Raw genomic sequence first — 23,947 nt, forward strand, 5'->3', positions numbered from 1 at the left:
CTGTACAAGAAACGAGAACCTGGCTTCATTCTTTACGTTGACCGAAAGCGATAAATAACCATGACTACAGGCAGTGCTCTGTACATCCCGCCTTACAAGGCAGACGACCAGGATGTGGTCGTCGAACTGAACAACCGTTTTGGCCCCGAGGCGTTCACCGCCCAGCCGACCCGCACCGGCATGCCGGTGCTTTGGGTTGCCCGGGCCAGACTCGTCGAAGTCCTGACTTTCCTGCGCAACCTGCCCAAGCCGTACGTCATGCTCTATGACCTGCACGGCGTGGACGAGCGCCTGCGCACCAAGCGTCAAGGGCTGCCCGACGGCGTCGACTTCACCGTGTTCTATCACCTGATGTCGATCGAACGTAATAGTGACGTAATGATCAAGGTCGCCTTGTCCGAGAGCGACCTTAGCGTGCCGACCGTGACCGGTATCTGGCCGAACGCCAACTGGTACGAGCGTGAAGTGTGGGACATGTTCGGGATCGACTTCCCCGGCCACCCGCACCTGTCGCGCATCATGATGCCCCCGACCTGGGAAGGTCACCCGCTGCGCAAGGACTTCCCGGCCCGGGCCACCGAGTTCGACCCGTTCAGCCTGTCCCTGGCCAAGCAACAGCTCGAGGAAGAAGCCGCGCGCTTCAAGCCTGAAGACTGGGGCATGAAGCGTTCGGGCGCCAACGAGGACTACATGTTCCTCAACCTGGGCCCGAACCACCCTTCGGCCCACGGTGCGTTCCGCATCATCCTGCAGTTGGACGGCGAAGAGATCGTCGACTGCGTGCCTGACATCGGCTACCACCACCGTGGCGCCGAGAAAATGGCCGAGCGCCAGTCCTGGCACAGCTTCATCCCGTACACCGACCGCATCGACTACCTCGGCGGCGTGATGAACAACCTGCCGTACGTGCTCTCGGTCGAGAAACTGGCCGGGATCAAGGTACCGGAGAAGGTCGACGTCATCCGCATCATGATGGCCGAGTTCTTCCGCATCACCAGCCACCTGCTGTTCCTGGGTACCTATATCCAGGACGTCGGCGCCATGACCCCGGTGTTCTTCACCTTCACCGACCGCCAGCGCGCCTACACGGTGATCGAAGCCATCACCGGCTTCCGCCTGCACCCGGCCTGGTACCGCATCGGTGGCGTGGCCCACGACCTGCCCCGCGGCTGGGAAAAGCTGGTCAAGGACTTCGTCGAGTGGATGCCCAAGCGCCTGGACGAATACACCAAGGCCGCCCTGCAGAACAGCATCCTCAAGGGTCGTACCATCGGGGTCGCCGCCTACAACACCAAGGAAGCCCTGGAGTGGGGCGTCACCGGTGCCGGCCTGCGCTCCACCGGTTGCGACTTCGACCTGCGCAAGGCGCGCCCTTACTCCGGCTACGAAAACTTCGAATTCGAAGTGCCGCTGGCGGCCAATGGCGATGCCTACGACCGCTGCATGGTTCGCGTCGAGGAAATGCGCCAGAGCATCAAGATCATCGACCAGTGCCTGCGCAACATGCCGGAAGGCCCGTACAAGGCGGATCACCCGCTGACCACGCCGCCGCCCAAAGAGCGCACGCTGCAGCACATCGAGACCCTGATCACGCACTTCCTGCAGGTTTCGTGGGGCCCGGTCATGCCGGCCAACGAGTCCTTCCAGATGATCGAAGCGACCAAGGGCATCAACAGTTATTACCTGACGAGCGATGGCGGCACCATGAGCTACCGCACCCGGATTCGTACCCCAAGCTACCCGCACCTGCAGCAGATCCCTTCGGTGATCAAAGGCAGCATGGTCGCGGACTTGATCGCGTACCTGGGTAGTATCGATTTCGTTATGGCCGACGTGGACCGCTAAGCATGAACAGCACGCTTATCCAGACTGACCGTTTCGCCCTGAGCGAAACCGAGCGCTCGGCCATCGAGCACGAGCTGCATCACTACGAAGACCCGCGCGCGGCGTCGATCGAAGCCCTGAAGATCGTTCAGAAGGAGCGCGGCTGGGTGCCCGACGGCGCGCTCTACGCCATCGGCGAGATCCTCGGCATCCCGGCCAGCGACGTCGAAGGCGTGGCCACCTTCTACAGCCAGATTTTCCGCCAGCCAGTGGGCCGTCACATCATTCGTGTCTGCGACAGCATGGTCTGCTACATCGGCGGCCACGAATCGGTGGTCGGTGAACTCCAGAGCAAGCTGGGCATCGGCCTGGGCCAGACCACCGCCGACGGCCGCTTCACCCTGCTGCCGGTGTGCTGCCTGGGCAACTGCGACAAGGCACCGGCACTGATGATCGACGACGACACCTTCGGTGACGTCCAGCCTGACGGCGTCGCCAAACTGCTGGAGGGCTACGTATGACCCTGACTTCCTTCGGGCCTGCCAACCGCATCCAGCGTTCGGCCGAAACCCATCCCCTGACCTGGCGCCTGCGTGACGACGGCGAAGCGGTATGGCTGGACGAGTACCAGGCCAAGAACGGCTACGCCGCCGCGCGCAAGGCGTTCGCCGACATGGCCGGCGACGACATCGTCCAGACCGTGAAGGATTCCGGCCTCAAGGGCCGGGGTGGCGCGGGCTTCCCCACGGGCGTGAAGTGGGGCCTGATGCCCAAGGACGAATCCATCAACATCCGCTACCTGCTCTGCAACGCGGATGAAATGGAACCCAACACCTGGAAGGACCGCATGCTGATGGAGCAACTGCCCCATCTGCTGATCGAAGGCATGCTGATCAGCGCCCGTGCGCTGAAAACCTACCGTGGCTACATCTTCCTGCGCGGCGAATACACCACCGCCGCCAAGCACCTGAACCGTGCCGTGGAAGAAGCCAAGGCCGCAGGCCTGCTGGGCAAGAACATCCTGGGTTCGGGTTTTGATTTCGAGCTGTTCGTCCACACCGGTGCCGGACGCTACATCTGCGGTGAAGAAACCGCACTGATCAACTCCCTGGAAGGCCGTCGCGCCAACCCGCGCTCCAAGCCGCCCTTCCCTGCCGCCGTCGGCGTGTGGGGCAAGCCGACTTGCGTGAACAACGTCGAGACCCTGTGCAACGTGCCGGCGATCATCGCCGACGGCGTGGACTGGTACAAATCCCTGGCCCGCGACGGCAGCGAAGACATGGGCACCAAGCTCATGGGCTTCTCCGGCAAGGTCAAGAACCCGGGCCTGTGGGAACTGCCATTCGGCGTCACCGGCCGCGAGCTGTTCGAAGACTACGCCGGCGGCATGCGCGACGGTTACAAGCTCAAGTGCTGGCAGCCCGGCGGCGCCGGCACCGGCTTCCTGTTGCCTGAACATCTGGACGCCCAGATGTACGCCGGCGGCATCGCCAAGGTCGGCACCCGCATGGGGACCGGCCTGGCCATGGCGGTGGACGACAGCGTCAACATGGTGTCGCTGCTGCGCAACATGGAGCAGTTTTTCGCTCGCGAATCCTGCGGTTTCTGCACCCCTTGCCGCGATGGCCTGCCCTGGAGCGTCAAGCTGCTGATGGCCATCGAGAACGGCCAAGGCCAGCCCGGCGACATCGAGACCCTGCTGGGTCTGGTGGGCTTCCTCGGCCCAGGCAAGACCTTCTGTGCTCACGCACCGGGTGCCGTGGAGCCGTTGGGCAGCGCGATCAAATACTTCCGCCCTGAATTCGAGGCCGGCATCGCGCCAACCCGCGCCGGCGACCTCAATCAGGTGGTCACGCCGACCATGGTCGGCGCGTAACGACGCTTTAAAAGGCGCAGGGTCCGTGCCCTGCGCCTTTCGTCCGATGACGCCTTTTACCCAGGCTGTTTGGATTCGGACGAACAACAAGATTCCATTAGCCACGCCCGCTGACACCGGGCCAACGAAGAACTTTGAACCATGGCCACTATCCACGTAGACGGCAAAGAGCTCGAAGTCGATGGCGCAGACAACCTGTTACAGGCATGTCTGTCGCTGGGCCTCGACATCCCTTATTTCTGCTGGCACCCCGCCCTTGGCAGCGTTGGCGCTTGTCGCCAGTGCGCGGTCAAGCAGTACACCGACGAAAACGACAAGCGTGGTCGGATCGTCATGTCCTGCATGACCCCCGCCACCGACGGCAGCTGGATCTCCATCGACGACGAAGAAGCGAAAGTGTTTCGCGCCAGCGTCGTCGAATGGCTGATGACCAACCACCCTCACGACTGCCCGGTCTGTGAGGAAGGCGGCCACTGCCACCTGCAAGACATGACCGTGATGACCGGCCACAACGAGCGCCGTTATCGCTTCACCAAGCGCACCCACCAGAACCAGCAATTGGGCCCGTTCATCTCCCACGAGATGAACCGCTGCATCGCTTGCTACCGCTGCGTGCGTTTCTACAAGGACTACGCCGGCGGCACCGACCTGGGCGTATTCGGCGCCCACGACAACGTGTACTTCGGCCGCGTTGAAGACGGCACCCTGGAAAGCGAGTTCTCCGGCAACCTCACCGAGGTCTGCCCGACCGGTGTGTTCACCGACAAGACTCACTCTGAGCGTTACAACCGCAAGTGGGACATGCAGTTCTCGCCGAGCATCTGCCATGGCTGCTCCAGCGGCTGCAACATCTCCCCGGGCGAGCGCTACGGTGAACTGCGTCGCATCGAAAACCGCTTCAACGGTTCGGTCAACCAGTACTTCCTGTGTGACCGTGGCCGTTTCGGCTATGGCTACGTCAACCGCAAGGATCGGCCACGCCAACCGCTGCTGGCAGGCGGTGCCAAGCTGAGCCTGGACGAAGCGCTGGACAAGGCCGCCGAACTGCTGCGCGGTCGCAACATCGTCGGCATCGGTTCGCCACGAGCCAGCCTGGAAAGCAACTACGCCCTGCGTGAGCTGGTGGGCGCCGAGCACTTCTACAGTGGCATCGAGGCCGGTGAGCTGGAACGCATCCGCCTGGTGCTGCAAGTGCTCAAGGACAGCCCGCTGCCCGTGCCGACGATGCGCGACATCGAAGACCACGACGCGGTGTTCGTCCTTGGCGAAGACCTGACCCAGACCGCCGCCCGCATGGCCCTGGCCCTGCGCCAGTCGGTCAAGGGCAAGGCCGAGGACATGGCCGATGCCATGCGCGTACAGCCATGGCTCGACGCCGCCGTGAAGAACATCGGCCAGGACGCGCTAAACCCACTGTTCATCGCCAGCCTCGCTGAAACCAAGCTCGACGACGTGGCCGAAGAATGCGTCCACGCCGCTCCGGACGACCTGGCCCGCATCGGTTTCGCCGTGGCCCACGCCCTGGACGCCAGCGCCCCGGCCGTCGAAGGCCTGGACAGCGAAGCGGCCGCCCTCGCCCAACGCATCGCCGACGCCCTGCTGGCGGCCAAGCGCCCCTTGGTCATTGCTGGCACCTCCCTGGGTTCCAAAGCCTTGATCGAAGCCGCCGCCAACATTGCCAAGGCCTTGAAGCTGCGGGAGAAGAACGGTTCCATCAGCCTGATCGTGCCGGAAGCCAACAGCCTCGGCCTGGCCATGCTCGGTGGCGAATCGGTGGACGCGGCCCTGCAAGCGGTGATCGACGGCAGCGCCGACGCCATCGTGGTGCTGGAAAACGACCTCTACACCCGCACCGACAAGGCCCGGGTGGACGCCGCCCTGAACGCCGCGAAAGTGGTGATCGTCGCCGACCACCAGAAAACCGCCACCACCGACCGTGCCCACCTGGTGCTGCCAGCGGCGAGCTTCGCCGAAGGCGACGGTACGCTGGTCAGCCAGGAAGGTCGCGCCCAGCGCTTCTTCCAGGTCTTCGACCCGACTTACCTGGACGCCAGCATCCTGGTCCACGAAGGCTGGCGCTGGCTGCATGCCCTGCGCGCCACCCTGCTGGACCAGCCGATCGACTGGACGCAACTGGACCATGTCACCGCCGCCGTCGCTTCGAGCAGCCCGCAACTGGCTCGCATCGTCGACGCCGCGCCATCGGCCGCGTTCCGCATCAAGGGCCTGAAGCTGGCGCGCGAACCGCTGCGCTACTCCGGTCGCACCGCGATGCGCGCCAACATCAGCGTCCACGAACCCCGTACGTCCCAGGACAAGGACACCGCGTTCGCCTTCTCCATGGAAGGTTACTCGGGCTCCGCCGAACCGCGCTCGCAAGTGCCGTTCGCCTGGTCGCCGGGCTGGAACTCGCCGCAAGCCTGGAACAAGTTCCAGGACGAAGTCGGTGGTCACCTGCGTGCCGGTGACCCGGGCACCCGCCTGATCGAAAGCCAGGGCGATGGCCTGAGCTGGTTCGCCAGCGTGCCACGCGCCTTCAACCCGGCGCCGGGCACCTGGCAGGTCGTGCCATTCCATCACCTGTTCGGCAGCGAAGAGAACTCTTCCAAGGCTGCACCGGTGCAGGAACGCATCCCGGCCGCCTACGTGTCGCTGGCCAAGTCCGAAGCCGACCGCCTGGGCGTCAACGACGGCGCCCTGCTGAGCCTGAACGTGGCGGGCCAGACCTTGCGCCTGCCGCTGCGCATCAATGAAGAACTGGGCGCCGGCCTGGTGGCCCTGCCGGCCGGCCTGGCGGGTATTCCACCGGCGATTTTCGGCAAAACCGTCGACGGTCTGCAGGAGGCAGCGCAATGAGCTGGTTCACCCCTGAAGTGATCGATGTGATCCTGACGGTCCTCAAGGCCATCGTGATCCTGCTGGCCGTGGTGGTCTGCGGCGCGTTGCTGAGCTTCGTCGAACGTCGCCTGCTGGGCTGGTGGCAGGACCGCTACGGTCCGAACCGTGTCGGCCCGTTCGGCATGTTCCAGATCGCCGCCGACATGATCAAGATGTTCTTCAAGGAAGACTGGACACCCCCGTTTGCCGACAAGGTGATCTTCACCCTGGCACCGGTCGTGGCCATGAGCGCCTTGCTGATTGCGTTCGCGATCATCCCGATCACCCCGACCTGGGGCGTGGCGGACCTGAACATCGGCCTGCTGTTCTTCTTCGCCATGGCTGGCATGTCGGTGTATGCGGTGCTGTTCGCCGGCTGGTCGAGCAACAACAAGTTCGCCCTGCTGGGCAGCCTGCGGGCCTCGGCCCAGACCGTGTCCTACGAAGTGTTCATGGGCCTGGCGCTCATGGGCATCGTGATCCAGGCCGGCTCGTTCAACATGCGCGACATCGTCGAGTACCAGGCGCAGAACCTGTGGTTCATCATTCCGCAGTTCTTCGGTTTCTGTACTTTCTTCATCGCGGGCGTGGCCGTGACTCACCGTCACCCCTTCGACCAGCCGGAAGCGGAGCAGGAACTGGCCGACGGTTACCACATTGAATATGCCGGCATGAAATGGGGCATGTTCTTCGTCGGTGAATACATCGGCATCATCCTGATCTCGGCGCTGCTGGTGACGCTGTTTTTCGGTGGCTGGCACGGTCCGTTCGGCATCCTGCCGCAACTGTCCTTCGTCTGGTTCGCCCTGAAGACCGCGTTCTTCATCATGCTGTTCGTCCTGCTGCGCGCCTCGATCCCGCGCCCACGCTACGACCAGGTGATGGACTTCAGCTGGAAATTCTGCCTGCCGCTGACCCTGATCAACATGCTGGTGACCGCTGCGATCGTTTTGATGAACGCGCCTGCGGCCGCGGTTCAGTGAGGATTTGACCCATGTTCAAATATATTGGCGACATCGTTAAGGGTACCGGTACCCAACTGCGAAGCCTGGTCATGATCTTCGGCCATGGCTTTCGCAAGCGCGACACCCTGCAATACCCGGAAGAGCCGGTCTACCTGGCGCCGCGCTATCGTGGCCGCATCGTCCTGACCCGCGACCCCGACGGCGAAGAACGCTGCGTGGCCTGCAACCTGTGCGCCGTGGCGTGCCCGGTGGGGTGCATCTCGCTGCAGAAAGCTGAAACCGAAGACGGTCGCTGGTACCCGGACTTCTTCCGCATCAACTTCTCGCGCTGCATTTTCTGCGGCCTCTGCGAGGAAGCGTGCCCGACCACCGCGATCCAGCTCACGCCGGATTTCGAAATGGCCGAGTTCAAACGTCAGGACCTGGTGTACGAGAAAGAAGATCTGCTGATTTCCGGTCCCGGTAAAAACCCTGATTACAACTTCTATCGTGTTGCAGGTATGGCCATTGCCGGTAAGCCAAAAGGCGCCGCGCAGAACGAAGCCGAACCGATCAACGTGAAGAGCTTGCTGCCTTAAGGAAGAAAGATGGAATTCGCTTTCTATTTCGCATCGGGTATCGCGGTGGTGTCCACGCTTCGTGTGGTCACCAACACCAACCCCGTGCACGCCCTGCTCTACCTGATCATTTCGCTGATCGCCGTGGCCATGACCTTCTTCGCCCTCGGCGCACCGTTCGCCGGTGCCCTGGAAGTGATCGCCTACGCCGGCGCCATCATGGTGCTGTTCGTGTTCGTGGTGATGATGCTCAACCTCGGCCCGGCCGCGGTCCAGCAGGAACGCTCCTGGCTCAAGCCCGGCATCTGGGCCGGGCCGGTGATCCTGTCCGCCCTGCTGCTGGGTGAACTGCTGTATGTGCTGTTCGCTCACCAGAGCGGCCAGGCCATCGGCCACACCACCGTAGGTGCCAAGGCCGTGGGCATCAGCCTGTTCGGCCCGTACCTGCTGGTGGTCGAACTCGCCTCGATGTTGCTGCTTGCCGCAGCCGTCACGGCGTTCCATTTGGGCCGTAACGAGGCGAAGGAGTAATCACATGCCTGCTATCCCTCTCGAGCATGGTCTGGCGGTTGCCGGCATCCTGTTCTGTCTCGGTCTGGTCGGCCTGATGGTCCGCCGCAACATTCTGTTCGTGCTGATGAGCCTGGAGGTCATGATGAATGCCTCCGCCCTGGCCTTCATCGTCGCGGGCGCTCGCTGGGCGCAGCCGGATGGACAGATCATGTTCATCCTGGTGATCAGCCTGGCAGCCGCCGAGGCCAGTATCGGCCTGGCGATCCTGTTGCAGCTGTATCGCCGCTTCCACACTCTCGATATCGACGCTGCCAGCGAGATGCGCGGATGAACCTGATCTTTCTGACTTTCGTATTCCCCCTCATCGGTTTCCTGCTGCTGTCGTTCTCTCGTGGACGCTGGTCGGAAAACCTGTCGGCCCTGGTGGGCGTGGGCTCCATCGGCCTGTCTGCCATCGTCACGGCCTATGTGATCTGGCAATTCAACGTCGCCCCACCGGAAGGTGGCGCGTACGTGCAGGTGCTGTGGCGCTGGATGGCCGTGGAAGGCTTCACGCCGAACTTCGCCCTGTACCTGGACGGCCTGTCGGTCACCATGCTCGGCGTGGTGGTCGGCGTGGGTTTCCTGATCCACCTGTTCGCCTCCTGGTACATGCGCGGTGAAGCCGGTTATTCGCGCTTCTTCGCCTACACCAACCTGTTCATCGCCAGCATGCTGTTCCTGGTGCTCGGCGATAACCTGTTGTTCCTGTACTTCGGCTGGGAAGGCGTGGGCCTGTGCTCGTACCTGTTGATCGGTTTCTACTACAGCAACCGCAACAACGGGAACGCCGCACTCAAGGCGTTCATCGTCACCCGGATCGGCGACGTGTTCATGGCCATCGGCCTGTTCATCCTGTTCCAGCAACTGGGCACGCTGAATATCCAGGAACTGCTGGTCAAGGCCCCCGAGCACTTCAAGGCCGGTGACTTCTGGATCGTGCTGGCGACCCTGATGTTGCTGGGCGGTGCCGTCGGTAAGTCCGCGCAACTGCCGCTGCAAACCTGGTTGGCGGACGCGATGGCCGGCCCTACTCCGGTCTCGGCACTGATCCACGCCGCCACCATGGTGACCGCCGGTGTCTACCTGATCGCCCGTACCCACGGTCTGTTCGCCCTGGCGCCGGACATCCTGCACCTGGTCGGCATCGTCGGCGGTGTGACCCTGGTGCTGGCCGGTTTTGCCGCGCTGGTACAAACCGACATCAAGCGCATCCTCGCCTACTCGACCATGAGCCAGATCGGCTACATGTTCCTGGCCCTGGGCGTCGGTGCCTGGGAAGGCGCGATCTTCCACCTGATGACCCACGCCTTCTTCAAGGCGCTGCTGTTCCTGGCTTCCGGTGCGGTGATCGTGGCCTGCCACCACGAGCAGAACATCTTCAAGATGGGCGGCCTGTGGAAGAAACTGCCGTTGGCCTACGCCAGCTTCATCGTCGGCGGCGCGGCCCTGGCGGCCCTGCCACTGGTCACCGCCGGTTTCTACTCCAAGGACGAGATCCTCTGGGAAGCGTTCGCCAGCGGTAACCAGGGTCTGCTCTACGCGGGCCTGGTGGGTGCGTTCATGACCTCGCTGTACACCTTCCGCCTGATCTTCATCGCGTTCCACGGTGAAGCCAAGACCGAAGCCCACGCCGGCCACGGCATTGCCCACTGGCTGCCCCTGTCGGTGCTGATCGTGCTGTCGACCTTCGTCGGCGCCCTGATCACCCCACCGCTGGCCGATGTACTGCCGCAAAGCGTCGGCCATGCCGGCGGCGAAGCCAAGCACAGCCTGGAAATCGCCTCGGGTGCCATCGCCCTGGCGGGTATCCTGCTGGCCGCCCTGCTGTTCCTGGGCAAGCGTCGCTTCGTCACCGCCATCGCCAACAGCGGCATCGGGCGATTCCTTTCGGCCTGGTGGTTCGCCGCCTGGGGCTTCGACTGGATCTACGACAAACTGTTCGTCAAGCCATACCTTGCGATCAGCCACATTCTGCGCAAAGACCCGCTCGACCAGACCATTGGCCTGATCCCGCGCATGGCCAAGGGCGGCCACACTGCCCTGAGCCGTACCGAGACCGGTCAACTGCGTTGGTATGCGGCTTCCATGGCGGCTGGCGCCGTGCTGGTTATCGGCGCCATCGTGCTGGTAGCGGTCTGATATGAACCTTGCGAACTTGCGAAAGGAAACGAGCCCGTCATGATTCTGCCCTGGCTAATCCTGATCCCCTTCATCGGCGGCCTGCTGTGCTGGATCGCGGAGCGCTCCAGCTCCACGCTCCCGCGCTGGATTGCGCTGCTGACCATGTCCCTGGAACTCGCGCTCGGCCTCTGGCTGTGGGCGACCGGCGACTATTCATTTGCCCCGGCTCCTGGCGCCGATCCAACCTGGGCGCTTGAATTCAAGCATGCCTGGATCGCGCGCTTCGGCATCAGCGTGCACCTGGCCCTCGACGGCCTGTCGCTGTTGATGATCCTGCTGACCGGCCTGCTGGGTATCCTCTCGGTCCTCTGCTCCTGGAAAGAGATCCAGCGTCACGTCGGGTTCTTCCACCTGAACCTGATGTGGATCCTGGGCGGTGTCGTCGGCGTGTTCCTGGCGCTGGACCTGTTCATGTTCTTCTTCTTCTGGGAAATGATGCTGGTGCCGATGTACTTCCTCATCGCGCTCTGGGGTCACAGTTCTTCGGACGGCAAGAAGACCCGGATCTACGCGGCGACCAAGTTCTTCATCTTCACCCAGGCTTCCGGCCTGATCATGTTGGTGGCGATCCTTGGCCTGGTGCTGGTCAACTTCAACAACACCGGCGTGATCACTTTCAACTACGCCGACCTGTTGAAAGTGCAGATGTCCAAGACCACCGAGTACGTGCTGATGCTCGGTTTCTTCATCGCCTTCGCGGTGAAGCTGCCGGTGGTGCCGTTCCACTCCTGGCTGCCGGACGCCCACGCCCAGGCGCCGACTGCCGGTTCCGTGGACCTGGCGGGTATCTTGTTGAAGACGGCGGCCTACGGACTGTTGCGCTTCGCCCTGCCGCTGTTCCCCAATGCCTCGGCCGAGTTCGCGCCGATTGCCATGACCCTGGGCCTGATCGGGATTTTCTACGGTGCGTTCCTGGCGTTCGCCCAGACCGACATCAAGCGCCTGATCGCCTTCTCCAGCGTTTCGCACATGGGCTTCGTGCTGATCGGGATCTACTCCGGCAGCCAACTGGCCCTGCAAGGCGCGGTGATCCAGATGCTCGCCCACGGCCTCTCGGCCGCCGCACTGTTTATCCTCAGCGGCCAGTTGTACGAGCGCCTGCACACCCGGGACATGCGTGAAATGGGCGGCATCTGGTCGCGCATCGCCTACCTGCCGGCCATCAGCCTGTTCTTTGCGGCGGCCTCCCTGGGCCTGCCGGGCACCGGCAACTTCGTCGGCGAGTTCCTGATCCTGATCGGCTCGTTCGTCAGCGCACCATGGATCACGGCGATTGCCACCTCCGGCCTGGTGTTCGGTTCGGTCTACTCGCTGATCATGATCCACCGCGCCTACTTCGGTCCGGCCAAGTCGGATGAAGTGTTGCGCGGCATGGACGGTCGCGAACTGATCATGGTGCTCGGCCTTGCGGTGCTGCTGGTTTACCTCGGCGTGTACCCGCAACCGTTCCTCGACACCTCTGCCGCCACGATGCATGGCGTGCAGCAGTGGCTCGGCACCGCCTTCTCTCAACTCGCTTCGGCCCGGTAAGAGCGCTATGGAATTCACGATTCAACACTTTATCGCGCTTGCGCCGCTGTTGATCACCAGCGCCACGATCATCGTGGTGATGCTGGCAATCGCCTGGCGGCGCAATCACTCGCAGACCTTCCTGCTGTCGGTGGCGGGGCTGAACCTGGCCTTGCTGTCGATCTTGCCGGCCCTGAAAGTCGCGCCCCTGGCGGTCACGCCGCTGATGCAGGTCGACAGCTTCGCCTGCCTCTACATGGCGTTGATCCTGGTGGCCACCCTGGCCTGCGTCACCCTCGCCCACGCCTACCTCGGCGATGGCGGTTCGGGTTACCCGGGCAACCGCGAAGAACTGTACCTGCTGATCCTGATGGCCGCCGCCGGTGGCCTGGTGCTGGTCAGCTCGCAGCACCTGGCCAGCCTGTTCATCGGCCTGGAACTGCTGTCGGTACCGGTCTACGGCCTGGTGGCCTACGCCTTCTTCAACAAGCGCTCCCTGGAAGCCGGCATCAAGTACATGGTGCTGTCGGCGGCCGGTTCCGCGTTCCTGTTGTTCGGCATGGCCCTGCTCTACGCCGAAGCCGGCACCCTGAGCTTCGTCGGCATCGGCCAGGCCCTGGCGGCCACCGGCCTGCCTAGCCCGATCGCGCAACTGGGCCTGGGCATGATGCTGATCGGCCTGGCGTTCAAGCTGTCGCTGGTGCCCTTCCACCTCTGGACCCCGGACGTCTACGAAGGCGCCCCGGCGCCAGTGGCGGCATTCCTGGCCACCGCGTCGAAAGTGGCGGTGTTCGCGGTCATGGTGCGTCTGTTCCAGATCTCGCCAGTGGCCAGCAGTGGTGTGCTGAGCAACGTACTGACTATCATCGCCATCGCGTCGATCCTGTTCGGTAACCTGCTGGCGCTGACCCAGAGCAACCTCAAGCGTCTGCTGGGTTACTCGTCCATTGCCCACTTCGGCTACCTGCTGATCGCCCTGATCGCCAGCAAAGGCCTGGCCGTGGAAGCCATCGGCGTGTACCTGGTCACCTACGTGATCACCAGCCTCGGCGCGTTCGGCGTGATCACCCTGATGTCCTCGCCTTACAACGGCCGCGACGCCGACGCCCTGTACGAATACCGCGGCCTGTTCTGGCGCCGTCCGTACCTGACCGCCGTGCTGACCGTGATGATGCTGTCCCTGGCCGGCATCCCGCTGACCGCCGGCTTCATCGGCAAGTTCTACATCATCGCCACCGGCGTCGAGGCTCACCAATGGTGGCTGGTCGGCTCCCTGGTGCTGGGCAGTGCCATCGGCGTGTTCTACTATCTGCGCGTCATGGTCACCCTGTACCTGATGGAACCGAACCTGCGTCGCCACGACGCCGAGTTGCACTGGGAACAGAAGGCAGGCGGCGTGATGCTGCTGGCCATCGCCGTACTGGCGTTCTTCCTCGGCGTGTACCCGCAGCCGTTGCTGACCCTGGTTCAGCAAGCAGGTCTGATGGGCTGATCGTGTAGCGGTAGCTCGTAGAAAATAGAAACGGCACCTTTGGGTGCCGTTTTTTTATGCGTAAGGGAAACACCTTTAGCGCCGCAGGCCAGTGGCACGAATTGGTAGCTAGAACTCAGGAGAGATCCCCGATGCCCCGACGAGAAGCACCTCGACTTCCGGATATCGATCCTGTGTTCTGAAGAGGCAGAGCCAGAAGGCAGTCGCCAACTGGTTCTTTCAACCGTGGTCCAGTGCCACAACCGTCTAGGCCGGGCCTACATCTTCGTTATTGCCCCCTTTCACCGCATGGTCGTCAAAGCCAGCCTCCTGCGTGCAGCGCGTGTCGGTTGGCCTCAGGCTACCTGCCCCTAAGGCTGAGAGCGTGAGCGATCTCGAGGCAGCTTTGCACTACCTGCGCATGTTCCGACATGCTTTTGAGTATCCGGAGCGGTTACGAACGGAGTGCTTGACGCTCCAATATTATTCATTCTTAATCATTTCGCTGAATATAGACTCGGTATTAATCACCGGTAGTAAGTAGCCCCGGAAGCGGTTGCTCAGAAGACTGGCTTGTACTGGCAATTGCCTAAGAGAAATCCACCATGACAACCACCGCGAAAACCCGGTCCGTCACAGCTCACGTTCCGGTGCACCTGGCCGAAAAAGTAGACCTGATGGCCGAGCGCCTTGAGCGCTCCAGGAACTGGATCGTCAAACAAGCGCTATCTGCCTGGATCGAGCAGGAGGAGGAGCGAAGCCGCCTGACCCATGAGGCCTTGGCCGACGTTGACGCTGGCCGAGTGATTGACCACCAGGCTGTCCAGGCTTGGGCCGATAGTCTCAGCACCGACGCCCCGTTACCGGTACCGCGCTGATGGAGTTGAAGTGGACCAGCAAGGCTGTTTCCGACATTGCTCGACTTTATGAATTTCTGGCGGCGGTGAATCAACCCGCAGCCGCGCGAACAGTGCAACAACTCACGGCCGCGCCGACCTCTCTGCTGGCCAACCCGCGCATTGGTGAACGCCTGGAAGAGTTCGAACCTCGAGACGTGCGCAGAATCCAAGTGGGGCGCTACGAAATGCGCTATGAAATAGCCGGTTCCACCCTTTACCTGCTACGCCTGTGGCACACACGTGAGGATCGATGACTTGGGCTCGAACGGACTGACTGCCGTCACGCAGAATCTTTTTTCATTCGACGACCGGTAGGATGAGCGTCGATATCGAATGCGTGGTGGTCGGCGCGGGCGTCGTCGGCCTTGCCGTGGCACGGGAAATGGCGCGTGCCGGCCATGAAGTGCTGCTGATCGAAGCCGCCGAAGCCATCGGCATGGGCATCAGCTCGCGCAACTCCGAAGTCATCCATGCGGGCATCTATTATCCGCCGGGCAGTCTCAAGGCGCAGCTGTGCGTCGAAGGCCGGCACCGGCTGTACGCCTATTGTGAAAGCCACGGCGTCGCCACCCGCCGGCTCGGCAAGTTGATCGTTGCCACGGATCAGGCGCAGGTGGGGGGACTCGAAACATTGCTTGAGCGGGGCTTGATGAACGGCCTGGACGACCTGCGCCTGCTCGACCAAGAACAGGCGCAGGCATTGGAACCGGCCCTGGCCTGTGTCGCCGCGCTGTATTCGCCTTCCACCGGTATCGTCGATTCCCACGCGCTGATGCTGGCCTTACTGGGCGACGCCGAAGCGGCCGGGGCGAACATTGCTTTCCATACGCCTTTATTGGGCGCTCGCCTCATCACTGGAGGGTTCATGCTGGAGTTGGGCGGCACGGCGCAGATGACCCTGTCCTGTCGCCTGCTGATCAACGCCGCGGGCCTCCAGGCACCGCCCCTCGCCCGCCGCATCGATGGCCTGGAGAGGCAATCGGTACCCCAGGACTTTTTGTGCAAGGGCAACTACTTCAGCCTTGCCGGGCGAGCACCGTTCCGCCATTTGGTCTATCCCGCACCGGAAGCTGCTGGCCTGGGCATCCACATGACGCTCGATTTAGCAGGCCAGGCGCGTTTCGGCCCGGACACCCAATGGGTCGACTGCGAGGACTACCGAGTGGATCCGGCCCGGGCCGAGGCGTTTTACCCGGCGATCCGCAATTATTGGCCGGGCCTGCCGGACCAGAGCCTGCAACCGGCGTACAGCGGCATCCGCCCGAAGATCTCCGCCCCCGGCGAGCCGGCCCGCGACTTTGTCATCAGCAGCGAGGCCGAACACCGGGTGCCAGGGTTGATCAACCTGCTCGGGATCGAGTCGCCGGGGCTGACATCCTGCCTGGCCATCGCCAGCCGAGTCCGACAACAAATCGAAAATATCTAGCCACCAGCGCAAAGTGCAACGCGTTTTGCGCCCCGCTCATGCAGCTTGCACGACGCATGAAATTTTAATCGTCTCAACTCTTTGTTTTTAAAGAGTTTTAAATCGCTGCTCGGCTGGCACAACTGATGCAATCAAGCTCTTACGCGGCGCCGGCGTTTCCAAGCCTGCCCGCATCCGTGTATTGCCGAGGAGCTACCGATGAACGCCATCGACCTGTTGAAAGCCGACCATGAACGCGTGAAAGCGATTCTGACCCAATTGAGCGAATCCACTGATCGCGCCATCAAGAAACGCACCGATCTGTTGGCGAAACTGGAAATGGAAGTGACCATCCACACCCGCCTGGAAGAAGAGATCCTGTATCCGGCCTTCAAGCAAGCGGGTGGCAAGGACGAAGCGGAAATGTACTACGAGGCCAAGGAAGAGCATCGCACCGTCGACTCGCTGGTGCTGCCGGACCTGAAAACCACCGATCCGTCCCAGCCTGAATTCGCGGGCCGGGTGAAAGTGGTCAAGGAACTGCTTGAGCACCACATCGAAGAGGAAGAAAAGGAGATGTTCCCGCAGGCGAAGAAAGTCTTGGGCAAGGCCAAGCTGGATGCCCTGGGCGCAGAAATGGAAACCATGAAAGCGCAGTACAAGAAGGAACTGGGCAGCGCCAACCTCGCCGCCTGATTCTCGCTTCAAAATGCTTCAGCCGTCCCCGGACGGCTGAACGTCGTTCCGGCCCTGATTCCACCCTGCGAATCACCGGTGCATCTGTTCCCGCAGGAACTCCACCAGCGCCTGTACCGGGCGTGAGCCCTGCCGATGTTGCGGATAGACTGCCGACAGCGTCAGTGGCTCGGTCTGGTACCCCGCCAGCACCTGGGTCAACCGACCGTCTTTCAGCGCATCGCCGAGGATGAAGGTGGGCAGGTAAGTGATACCCATGCCGGCGATGGCCGCGTCCCTGAGCAGTTCGCCGTTATTGGCGCGCATGCGTCCCGTGACCTCCAGGGTCAACGGTTTGCCGGTCCCCGCGAAACGCCACTGCACCTGGCGGCTGTGGCCATAGGGCAAGCAGTCGTGATTGCGCAGGTCTTCAGGCCTCGCGGGTGTGCCTTTTTGTGCCAGGTAGACGGGGCTGGCGCAATACACCCGCTCGATGGTCGCGATGCGCCGGGCTATCAGCGTTGAATCCTCCAGCACGCCGATGCGCAGCGCCAGGTCGTAGCCCTCCCCCAGCAGGTCCACCGAGCGGTCGCTCAGGTCCACCTCGACGCTGACGTCGGGGTAGCGTTGCAGGAACAGCGGCAACAAGCTCCCCAGATGCGCCATGGCGAAGGACAGCGGTGCGCTGAGGCGAATGGTGCCGCGGGGCGCATCGGTCTGGCCGCTGATGCCCTGCTCCACCTGCTCGACTTCGCTGAGCAAGCGCAGCGCCGACTCGTAGTAACGCTGGCCCAAGGGCGTGATGTCCAGGCGCCGTGTCGAACGATTGAGCAGGCGCACGCCCAGGCGCTGTTCCAGTTCCATCAGCTTGCGGCTGACGAATTGCTTGGACAGCCCGAGCTTGTCGGCCGCCGCAGTGAAGCTGCCCGACTCCATGACCTGGACGAAAATGCGCATGTCTTCGAAGGGGTTCATTGTCATTCCTGGGGTGAGGCTTTATTTAAACATCCAGGCCCAATACAAACCTGTGGCGAGGGGATTTATCCCCGCTGGGCTGCGCAGCAGCCCCAATAATTAATCATGTGAACATTCTGACACACCCGGTTAGCCTATTTCAGGGCCGCTGCGCAGCCCAACGGGGATAAATCCCCTCGCCACAAGGGGTCATTGACCAGACAAAAAGATGCCCGCACATTGGCGGGCACCTGTTCAGCCAGGAAACTACTTACTTGGCCGTCAGCGCCGAGTAGCTGTTCATCAGGTTGCGGTAGTTCGGAATGCGCTGGGACAGCAGGTTGCCCAGGCCTTCGATGTCGTTGCGCCAGTCGCGGTGCAGCTCACAGGCCACCGAGAACCAGTTCATCATCTGCGCGCCGGCAGCGGTCATGCGGACCCAGGCGGCCTGTTGCACGGTTTCGTTGAACGTACCCGAGGCGTCGGTCACGACGAACACGTCGAAACCTTCAGCCAACGCCGACAAGGTCGGGAACGCCACGCAAACATCGGTCACCACGCCAGCGATGATCAGTTGCTTGCGGCCGGTGGCCTTGATCGCCTTGACGAAATCTTCGTTGTCCCAGGCGTTGATCTGGCCTGGACGCGGGATGTACGGCGCGTCCGGGAACATTTCCTTGAGCTCCGGCACGATCGGACCGTTAGGGCCTTTTTCGAAGCTGGTGGTCAGGATGGTCGGCAGTTCGAAGAACTTCGCCAGGTCAGCCAAGGCCAGGACGTTGTTCTTGAACTCGTTGGGCGAAAAGTCCTGGACCAGGGAGATCAGGCCAGTCTGGTGATCGACCAGCAGGACCACTGCGTCGTCTTTGTTCAGGCGGTTGTAGGCGGGAACGTTGCTCATGGGATGACTCCTTTGGGATGGATGCTACAAAACCTTGTGGGAGCGAGCTTGCTCGCGATAGCGGAGTGTCAGGCGGCGGCGACGTTGAATGTTCCGCCGCCATCGCGAGCAAGCTCGCTCCCACAGGAAAGAATCGGTGCGTTAGTTAGAAGGCGAAGCAGGAGCAGCCAAACGCGCCCCAGAAGCCTTGGAAATCGCTGACCGGGACGTTCGACAGGCGTGCGCGCTCATGGCTGTGGGCATGCACCGTGCAGGGGCCGCTGCACTGATGGACCTGGGCCTGCAACGGTGAGGTCGGGCGCCAGTGGCCCGGGACCTTGACCACCGGCGACCAGTCCGGCAACACCGGGACGCTGGCCGGGCCGAGTTTCTCGAAATCGCCAGCGGCATAGACCACTTTGCCGTCGACCACCGTCAGCACCGACTCGATCCACTTGATGGCCTCTTCCTCGACGCTGAAGAAATCCGCGCTCAGGGCCGCCAGGTCCGCCAATTGGCCGACCTTGATCTGGCCTTTCTTGCCCTGCTCCGACGAGAACCAGGCGCTGCCGTGGGTGAACAGTTCCAGAGCGGTCAGGCGCGGCAAGCCCTCTTCGTGCAACGACAGGCCACCGACGGTGCGGCCGCTGACCATCCAGTACAGCGAGGTCCAGGGGTTATAGCTGGAGACGCGGGTGGCATCGGTGCCGGCGCCCACCGGCACGCCTTCGGCGAGCATGCGCTTGATCGGCGGCGTGGCTTCGGCGGCCTTGGCGCCGTAGCGGTCGACGAAGTATTCACCCTGGAAGGCCATGCGATCCTGGATCGCAATCCCGCCGCCCAACGCCCGAACCCGCTCGATGTTCTTCGGCGTGATGGTCTCGGCATGGTCGAAAAACCACGGCAGGCCATTGAACGGAATATCGCGGTTGACCTTCTCGAACACGTCGAGCATGCGACTGATGGATTCGTCATAGGTGGCATGCAGGCGGAACGGCCAACGCTGCTCCACCAGGTGCCGGACCACCGGTTCCAGGTCCTGCTCCATGCCCGGCGGCAGGTCCGGGCGAGGCTCGAGGAAGTCCTCGAAATCCGCCGCCGAGAACACCAGCATTTCCCCGGCACCGTTGTGCCGCAGGAAGTCATCGCCCTGGTGCAGCTTGACGCTGCCGGTCCAGTTCTTGAAGTCGCTGAGTTCTTCCTTGGGCTTCTGGGTGAACAGGTTGTAGGCGATGCGCACCGTCAACTGCTGCTCGCGGGCCAATTGCTCGATCACCGCGTAGTCGTCCGGGTAGTTCTGGAAGCCGCCCCCGGCATCGATTGCACTGGTCAGGCCCAGGCGATTGAGTTCACGCATGAACTGGCGAGTGGAATTGACCTGGTACTCCAGTGGCAGCTTCGGCCCTTTCGCCAGCGTCGAATACAGGATCATCGCATTGGGCCGCGCCACCAGCATGCCAGTGGGCTCGCCCTTGCTGTCACGGACGATCTCACCACCCGGCGGGTTCGGCGTGTCACGGGTGTAGCCGGCGACCCGCAGCGCGGCGCGGTTGAGCAAGGCGCGGTCATACAGGTGCAACACGAACACCGGCGTATCGGGGGCCGCCTGGTTGAGTTCTTCCAGGGTCGGCATGCGTTTTTCGGCGAACTGGAATTCGTTCCAGCCCCCCACCACGCGCACCCATTGCGGCGTTGGCGTGCGGTCGGCCTGGTCCTTGAGCATGCGCAAGGCATCGGCCAGGGACGGCACGCCTTCCCAGCGCAGTTCCAGGTTGTAGTTCAGGCCACCGCGAATCAGGTGCAAGTGCGAGTCGTTGAGCCCGGGAATGACCGTGCGGCCCTTGAGGTCGATGACCTGGGTACCACTGCCGCGCAAGGCCATGGCCTCGGCGTCGGTGCCGACCGCAACGAAGCGCCCTTGGCTGATGGCGACCGCACTGGCGCGGGGTTTCTCGCGGTCGACGGTATGGAATTGACCATTGAATAGAATCAGATCGGCGTTCATCGGATTTCCTTCTGAATGAGTAGAGGCAAGGGATAGACGTGGCCAGAAAGCCGCCGCCGCGCTGAGTAAGGACCCAGCGGCCAAGAGTTGGCGGCGCAGCGGATCGGTTGGATCGTCGTTATTGGCCATGGCCGGGCTCCAAGTGTTCGTGGGCCTTCGAAGCTTCCATCCAGGGTGCGAACAATCGAGTCGCCAGCGGCATGAACACGTACACCACCGAAAGCACGATGGTCAGGGTGATCAGGAACGTCGCCACCACGTAGTTGGAAAGAAACGCATTGAGTTGCAGCAACGGCCCCCAGATCAGCGGCACCAGCAGGGTGTGCGGCAGGATCACCAACAGCGTCACCACCGACTGCTTCCAACGCGGTGGCGGTGTGGCGGCATCGGCCAGCGGGGCGAACCAGAATTCCTTGTGCGGCGCGACTTCGGTCTGGTCGCCGTCGGCCAGCAGCGGCGCGGCTTCTTCCACCAACTCGCGGCGCTCGGGGGAGTCGAGCCAGCGTTGCATGGCCTCGGTGGAGCAGAACCGCAGCACACAGGTGAACAGCGATAATCCGCCCCGCTTGCCCCGGACCACGTCCACGCCCAGGTGCCCTGGCCACTGACCGGCCACGCTTACGATGCGCCGTAACCAAGCCTCGTAGGCCGCATCCTGGCCGGCCTTGATCCGGTGCTTGACCACCAGGGTGACGATTTCGTCGAAGCCGGGTTTGGCCGGGCTCGCAGGGGAGCCGATGGTTTGAGATTCAGACATGGCGAAGCACTCCAACAAAACGCGTGTTCACCGCCAGGCGCCCGGGCCCGGCAATGAATACGCTGGTAAATATGATCAGCAGCAACCAACCGAACTGCCCTTCTTCCAGGCTCCACTGCGGGTGCACCACCAGCAGCGCCACGGCCAGCAGAAACAGGATGGGCAGACACGCCAGGCGCACCAGGACACCGGCCATGATCAGCAATGGGCACAGCACCTCGGCGAAGATCGCCAGGATCAGGGTCGGCGCCGCACCGAGGTGAAACGGGTCTTCGATCCGGGTCAGCTCGACGCTGTAGTGCAACAGCTTCGGCAGCCCGTGGACCCACAGCAAAAACAGCGCGCCACTGAGGCGCAGGAACAGCAAGCCCAGATCCTGCAACGGGCGCTCATCGGTCATGTTCATCGGTGGACTCCGTCCGGGGCGGCCGAGGCGGCAGCCGGCAGCGGTTGAGACATGTGGCTGGCAATGCGCGAGCGCAGCCAGCGTTCGGCCGGGTCGTTGTCATGCACACCGCTCCAGACCATCGACAGTTCGGCGGCATTGATCTCGTACGGCGGGTCTTCGGCGCGCAACGCGCAGCCTTCCACCAGCGCGCAGGCGGCATAGTCGGGCACGGTGGCGATCAGCTCGGTGCCGGCCAGCAAGGCCCGCAGACCGCTGAATTGCGGCACCGCCAGCACCACTTTGCGGGTCCGGCCGATGCGGGCCAGGTCCAGGTCGATGTTGCCGCTCAGGTCGCCCGAGAACGAAACCATGGCGTGGGGCCGCGAGCAGTACTCGTCCAGGGTCAGCGGCCCCGGGTGCTTGTCGCCGCGCAAGACCTTGCAAGGGATGTCCCGCAGCTTCTTGCGCTTGGCATTGGCCGGCAAATCGGTGGTGTAGCTGACACCCACGCTGATTTCACCGCTGGCCAGCAGCGACGACATCAACAGGAAATTGGCCCGGCGCACCACCACGATGATCCCCGGTGCTTCTTCGCGCAGTTGGCTCAGCAGCGGCGGAAACAGGCCGAACTCGGCATCGTCGGACAGACCGATGCGAAACACGTCGCAACTGGTGGATGGATCGAACGCCTTGGCCCGGCTGACCGCCCCGGAGATGGTGTCCATGGCCGGTTGCAATTCTTGCAGGATCGCCAGGGCCCGTGGCGTGGGTTCCATGCCGCGACCGTGACGGATCAGCAACGGATCATCGAACAGATCCCGCAGTCGCCCCAGCGCCGCGCTCACCGCCGGTTGGCCCATGAACAACTTTTCAGCGACGCGGGTCAGGTTTTTCTCGAACATCAGCGCCTCGAAGATCACCAGCAGGTTCATGTCGAGACGGCGTAAATCGTTGCGGTTCATGGGTGTTGTTCCTGTTGAGTGCCAATCCTGTGGGAGCGGGCTTGCTCGCGAATGCGGTGGCACATTCGACATAAGTGCCAACTGACCCACCGCTTTCGCGAGCAAGCCCGCTCCCACAGTTTCATGGCTTGATCAACCCTGGATGAACGCCAGCAGGTCCGCGTTCAGCCGGTCCTTGTGAGTGTCGGTCAGGCCATGGGGCGCGCCCGGGTACACCAGCAACTGCGAGTTCTTCAGCAATTTGGCGGCGGCGATGCCAGCGGCTTCGATGGGGACCACCTGGTCGTCATCGCCATGGACCACCAGGGTCGGCACGTCGATGTTGCGCAGGTCTTCGGAAAGATCAGTCTCCGAGAACGCCTTGATACAGTCGTAGGTGTTCTTGTGGCCGGCGAGCATGCCCTGCATCCAGAACCAGTCGATCATGCCTTGGGAGACTTTGGCGCCCGGACGGTTGGCGCCGAAGAACGCACTGGCCACATCTTTGTATAGCTGAGAACGGTCGGCCAGGGAGGCCTGGCGGAAACCGTCGAAGACTTCGATGGGCAAGCCGCCAGGGTTGGCCGCGGTCCTGACCATCAACGGCGTCACCGCCGAAATCAGACCGAGCTTGGCGACACGGGCAGCGCCATGGCGCCCGATGTAGCGCGCCACTTCGCCACCGCCAGTGGAGAAACCCAGCAACACCGCGTCCTTCAAGTCCAGGCGCTCGATCAGTTCGGCCAGGTCATCGGCGTAGGTGTCCATGTCGTTGCCATCCCAAGGCTGGCTGGAACGCCCGTGCCCACGGCGGTCATGGGCAATCACCCGGTAACCGTTGGACGCCAGGAACAGCATTTGCGCCTCCCAACTGTCCGAGTTCAATGGCCAGCCGTGGCTGAAGACCACCGGTTGTCCGCTTCCCCAATCCTTGTAGTAGATCTCGGTGCCGTCGCGGGTGATAAAGGTACTCATGCCATGAATCCTTGAGGTGAGTGGATGGCTTCATGGTCCGGTCAGAGGCGGCCGGGGCGTGAGTTAAACGTTGTTAATTTTTTCGGGACGATGATGTTGAAAACCCGGATGGAGACGGCTTTTGTGGCGAGGGGATTTATCCCCGTTGGGCTGCGAAGCGGCCCCCCAAAACCCAAATCCAGTCAGCCTGACACACCGACATGTCGCTTTTGGGGCTGCCGCGCAGCCCAGCGGGGATAAATCCCCTCGCCAC

General features: G+C 62.7%; 22 protein-coding genes and 1 pseudogene. 16 read left to right on the forward strand and 7 right to left on the reverse strand.

The window, feature by feature from the left end; genetic code table 11:
• Window positions 1–60 precede the first annotated feature (60 nt).
• The 16 genes and pseudogenes from nuoC (at window position 61) to ACMTA2_RS21940 (ending at window position 16,815) form a co-directional block, all read left to right on the forward strand.
• Window positions 61–1,845 carry an NADH-quinone oxidoreductase subunit C/D gene (gene nuoC / locus ACMTA2_RS21865; RefSeq protein ID WP_413791738.1) on the forward strand — a complete coding sequence of 595 codons (1,785 nt, stop codon included), beginning with the start codon at window positions 61–63 and terminating at the stop codon, window positions 1,843–1,845.
• A 2-nt stretch (window positions 1,846–1,847) separates the two neighbouring features.
• Window positions 1,848–2,345, forward strand: a complete 498-nt coding sequence (gene nuoE / locus ACMTA2_RS21870; protein ID WP_053123206.1) for an NADH-quinone oxidoreductase subunit NuoE — start codon at window positions 1,848–1,850, stop codon at window positions 2,343–2,345.
• Window positions 2,342–3,700: an NADH-quinone oxidoreductase subunit NuoF gene (nuoF, locus tag ACMTA2_RS21875; RefSeq protein WP_413791739.1), complete on the forward strand. Its 1,359-nt coding sequence runs from the start codon at window positions 2,342–2,344 to the stop codon at window positions 3,698–3,700. Before nuoE ends, nuoF begins: the two co-directional genes overlap by 4 nt.
• A gap of 141 nt (window positions 3,701–3,841) precedes the next feature.
• Window positions 3,842–6,556 (forward strand): NADH-quinone oxidoreductase subunit NuoG, encoded by a 2,715-nt coding sequence (gene nuoG, locus ACMTA2_RS21880; protein ID WP_413791740.1) that lies wholly within the window; start codon window positions 3,842–3,844, stop codon window positions 6,554–6,556.
• The gene (gene nuoH / locus ACMTA2_RS21885; RefSeq protein ID WP_413791741.1) at window positions 6,553–7,560 is read left to right on the forward strand and encodes an NADH-quinone oxidoreductase subunit NuoH; all 1,008 of its coding nucleotides are present in this window, start codon (window positions 6,553–6,555) and stop codon (window positions 7,558–7,560) included. Before nuoG ends, nuoH begins: the two co-directional genes overlap by 4 nt.
• Window positions 7,561–7,571: 11 nt before the next feature.
• A complete protein-coding gene (gene nuoI / locus ACMTA2_RS21890) occupies window positions 7,572–8,120 on the forward strand; it encodes an NADH-quinone oxidoreductase subunit NuoI (protein WP_003180051.1) in 549 nt (182 codons plus the stop codon).
• Between the two features lie 9 nt (window positions 8,121–8,129).
• Complete coding sequence (gene nuoJ / locus ACMTA2_RS21895) at window positions 8,130–8,630, forward strand: NADH-quinone oxidoreductase subunit J (RefSeq protein ID WP_003180049.1); 501 nt, start codon at window positions 8,130–8,132, stop codon at window positions 8,628–8,630.
• Window positions 8,631–8,634: 4 nt separating this feature from the next.
• Window positions 8,635–8,943, forward strand: a complete 309-nt coding sequence (gene nuoK / locus ACMTA2_RS21900) for an NADH-quinone oxidoreductase subunit NuoK (protein WP_003180046.1) — start codon at window positions 8,635–8,637, stop codon at window positions 8,941–8,943.
• Window positions 8,940–10,793 carry an NADH-quinone oxidoreductase subunit L gene (gene nuoL / locus ACMTA2_RS21905; RefSeq protein WP_413791742.1) on the forward strand — a complete coding sequence of 618 codons (1,854 nt, stop codon included), beginning with the start codon at window positions 8,940–8,942 and terminating at the stop codon, window positions 10,791–10,793. Before nuoK ends, nuoL begins: the two co-directional genes overlap by 4 nt.
• Before the next feature lie 39 nt (window positions 10,794–10,832).
• Window positions 10,833–12,365 carry an NADH-quinone oxidoreductase subunit M gene (gene nuoM / locus ACMTA2_RS21910; RefSeq protein WP_053123219.1) on the forward strand — a complete coding sequence of 511 codons (1,533 nt, stop codon included), beginning with the start codon at window positions 10,833–10,835 and terminating at the stop codon, window positions 12,363–12,365.
• Window positions 12,366–12,372: 7 nt separating this feature from the next.
• On the forward strand, window positions 12,373–13,836 hold the full coding sequence (nuoN, locus tag ACMTA2_RS21915) for an NADH-quinone oxidoreductase subunit NuoN (protein ID WP_413791743.1): 1,464 nt from the start codon (window positions 12,373–12,375) through the stop codon (window positions 13,834–13,836).
• 138 nt (window positions 13,837–13,974) lie between these two features.
• Window positions 13,975–14,190: pseudogene (locus ACMTA2_RS21920) on the forward strand (DUF2867 domain-containing protein); the annotation flags it as partial.
• A 230-nt stretch (window positions 14,191–14,420) separates the two neighbouring features.
• Entirely contained in the window at window positions 14,421–14,693 is a 273-nt protein-coding gene (locus tag ACMTA2_RS21925) for a CopG family ribbon-helix-helix protein (protein ID WP_014337668.1), read from the forward strand.
• Window positions 14,693–14,968, forward strand: coding sequence for a type II toxin-antitoxin system RelE/ParE family toxin (locus tag ACMTA2_RS21930; protein WP_413791744.1), 276 nt, complete (start codon window positions 14,693–14,695; stop codon window positions 14,966–14,968). The genes ACMTA2_RS21925 and ACMTA2_RS21930 overlap by 1 nt, the downstream gene beginning before the upstream one ends.
• A 62-nt stretch (window positions 14,969–15,030) precedes the next feature.
• Entirely contained in the window at window positions 15,031–16,140 is a 1,110-nt protein-coding gene (locus tag ACMTA2_RS21935) for an NAD(P)/FAD-dependent oxidoreductase (protein ID WP_413791745.1), read from the forward strand.
• 198 nt (window positions 16,141–16,338) lie between these two features.
• Window positions 16,339–16,815, forward strand: coding sequence for a PA2171 family ribosome-binding persister protein (locus ACMTA2_RS21940; protein WP_413791746.1), 477 nt, complete (start codon window positions 16,339–16,341; stop codon window positions 16,813–16,815).
• A 72-nt stretch (window positions 16,816–16,887) separates the two neighbouring features.
• Here ACMTA2_RS21940 and ACMTA2_RS21945 read toward each other — a convergent pair whose 3' ends face one another.
• From ACMTA2_RS21945 to ACMTA2_RS21975, 7 genes are all read right to left on the reverse strand, one after another.
• Entirely contained in the window at window positions 16,888–17,769 is an 882-nt protein-coding gene (locus tag ACMTA2_RS21945) for a LysR family transcriptional regulator (protein WP_413791747.1), read from the reverse strand.
• Window positions 17,770–18,019: 250 nt separating this feature from the next.
• Complete coding sequence (ycaC, locus tag ACMTA2_RS21950) at window positions 18,020–18,649, reverse strand: isochorismate family cysteine hydrolase YcaC (RefSeq protein WP_003203400.1); 630 nt, start codon at window positions 18,647–18,649, stop codon at window positions 18,020–18,022.
• Window positions 18,650–18,794: 145 nt separating this feature from the next.
• A complete protein-coding gene (locus ACMTA2_RS21955) occupies window positions 18,795–20,633 on the reverse strand; it encodes an amidohydrolase (protein WP_024617381.1) in 1,839 nt (612 codons plus the stop codon).
• Window positions 20,634–20,751: 118 nt separating this feature from the next.
• Entirely contained in the window at window positions 20,752–21,390 is a 639-nt protein-coding gene (locus tag ACMTA2_RS21960) for an antibiotic biosynthesis monooxygenase (RefSeq protein WP_413791748.1), read from the reverse strand.
• A complete protein-coding gene (locus tag ACMTA2_RS21965; RefSeq protein WP_413791749.1) occupies window positions 21,383–21,796 on the reverse strand; it encodes a DoxX family protein in 414 nt (137 codons plus the stop codon). The genes ACMTA2_RS21960 and ACMTA2_RS21965 overlap by 8 nt, the downstream gene beginning before the upstream one ends.
• Entirely contained in the window at window positions 21,793–22,740 is a 948-nt protein-coding gene (locus ACMTA2_RS21970) for a LysR family transcriptional regulator (protein WP_413791750.1), read from the reverse strand. Before ACMTA2_RS21970 ends, ACMTA2_RS21965 begins: the two co-directional genes overlap by 4 nt.
• Before the next feature lie 132 nt (window positions 22,741–22,872).
• Window positions 22,873–23,694, reverse strand: a complete 822-nt coding sequence (locus tag ACMTA2_RS21975; protein ID WP_413791751.1) for an alpha/beta fold hydrolase — start codon at window positions 23,692–23,694, stop codon at window positions 22,873–22,875.
• Window positions 23,695–23,947: the final 253 nt, after the last annotated feature.

It is taken from the genome of Pseudomonas medicaginis, assembly GCF_965119365.1.
Taxonomy (GTDB): Bacteria; Pseudomonadota; Gammaproteobacteria; order Pseudomonadales; family Pseudomonadaceae; genus Aquipseudomonas.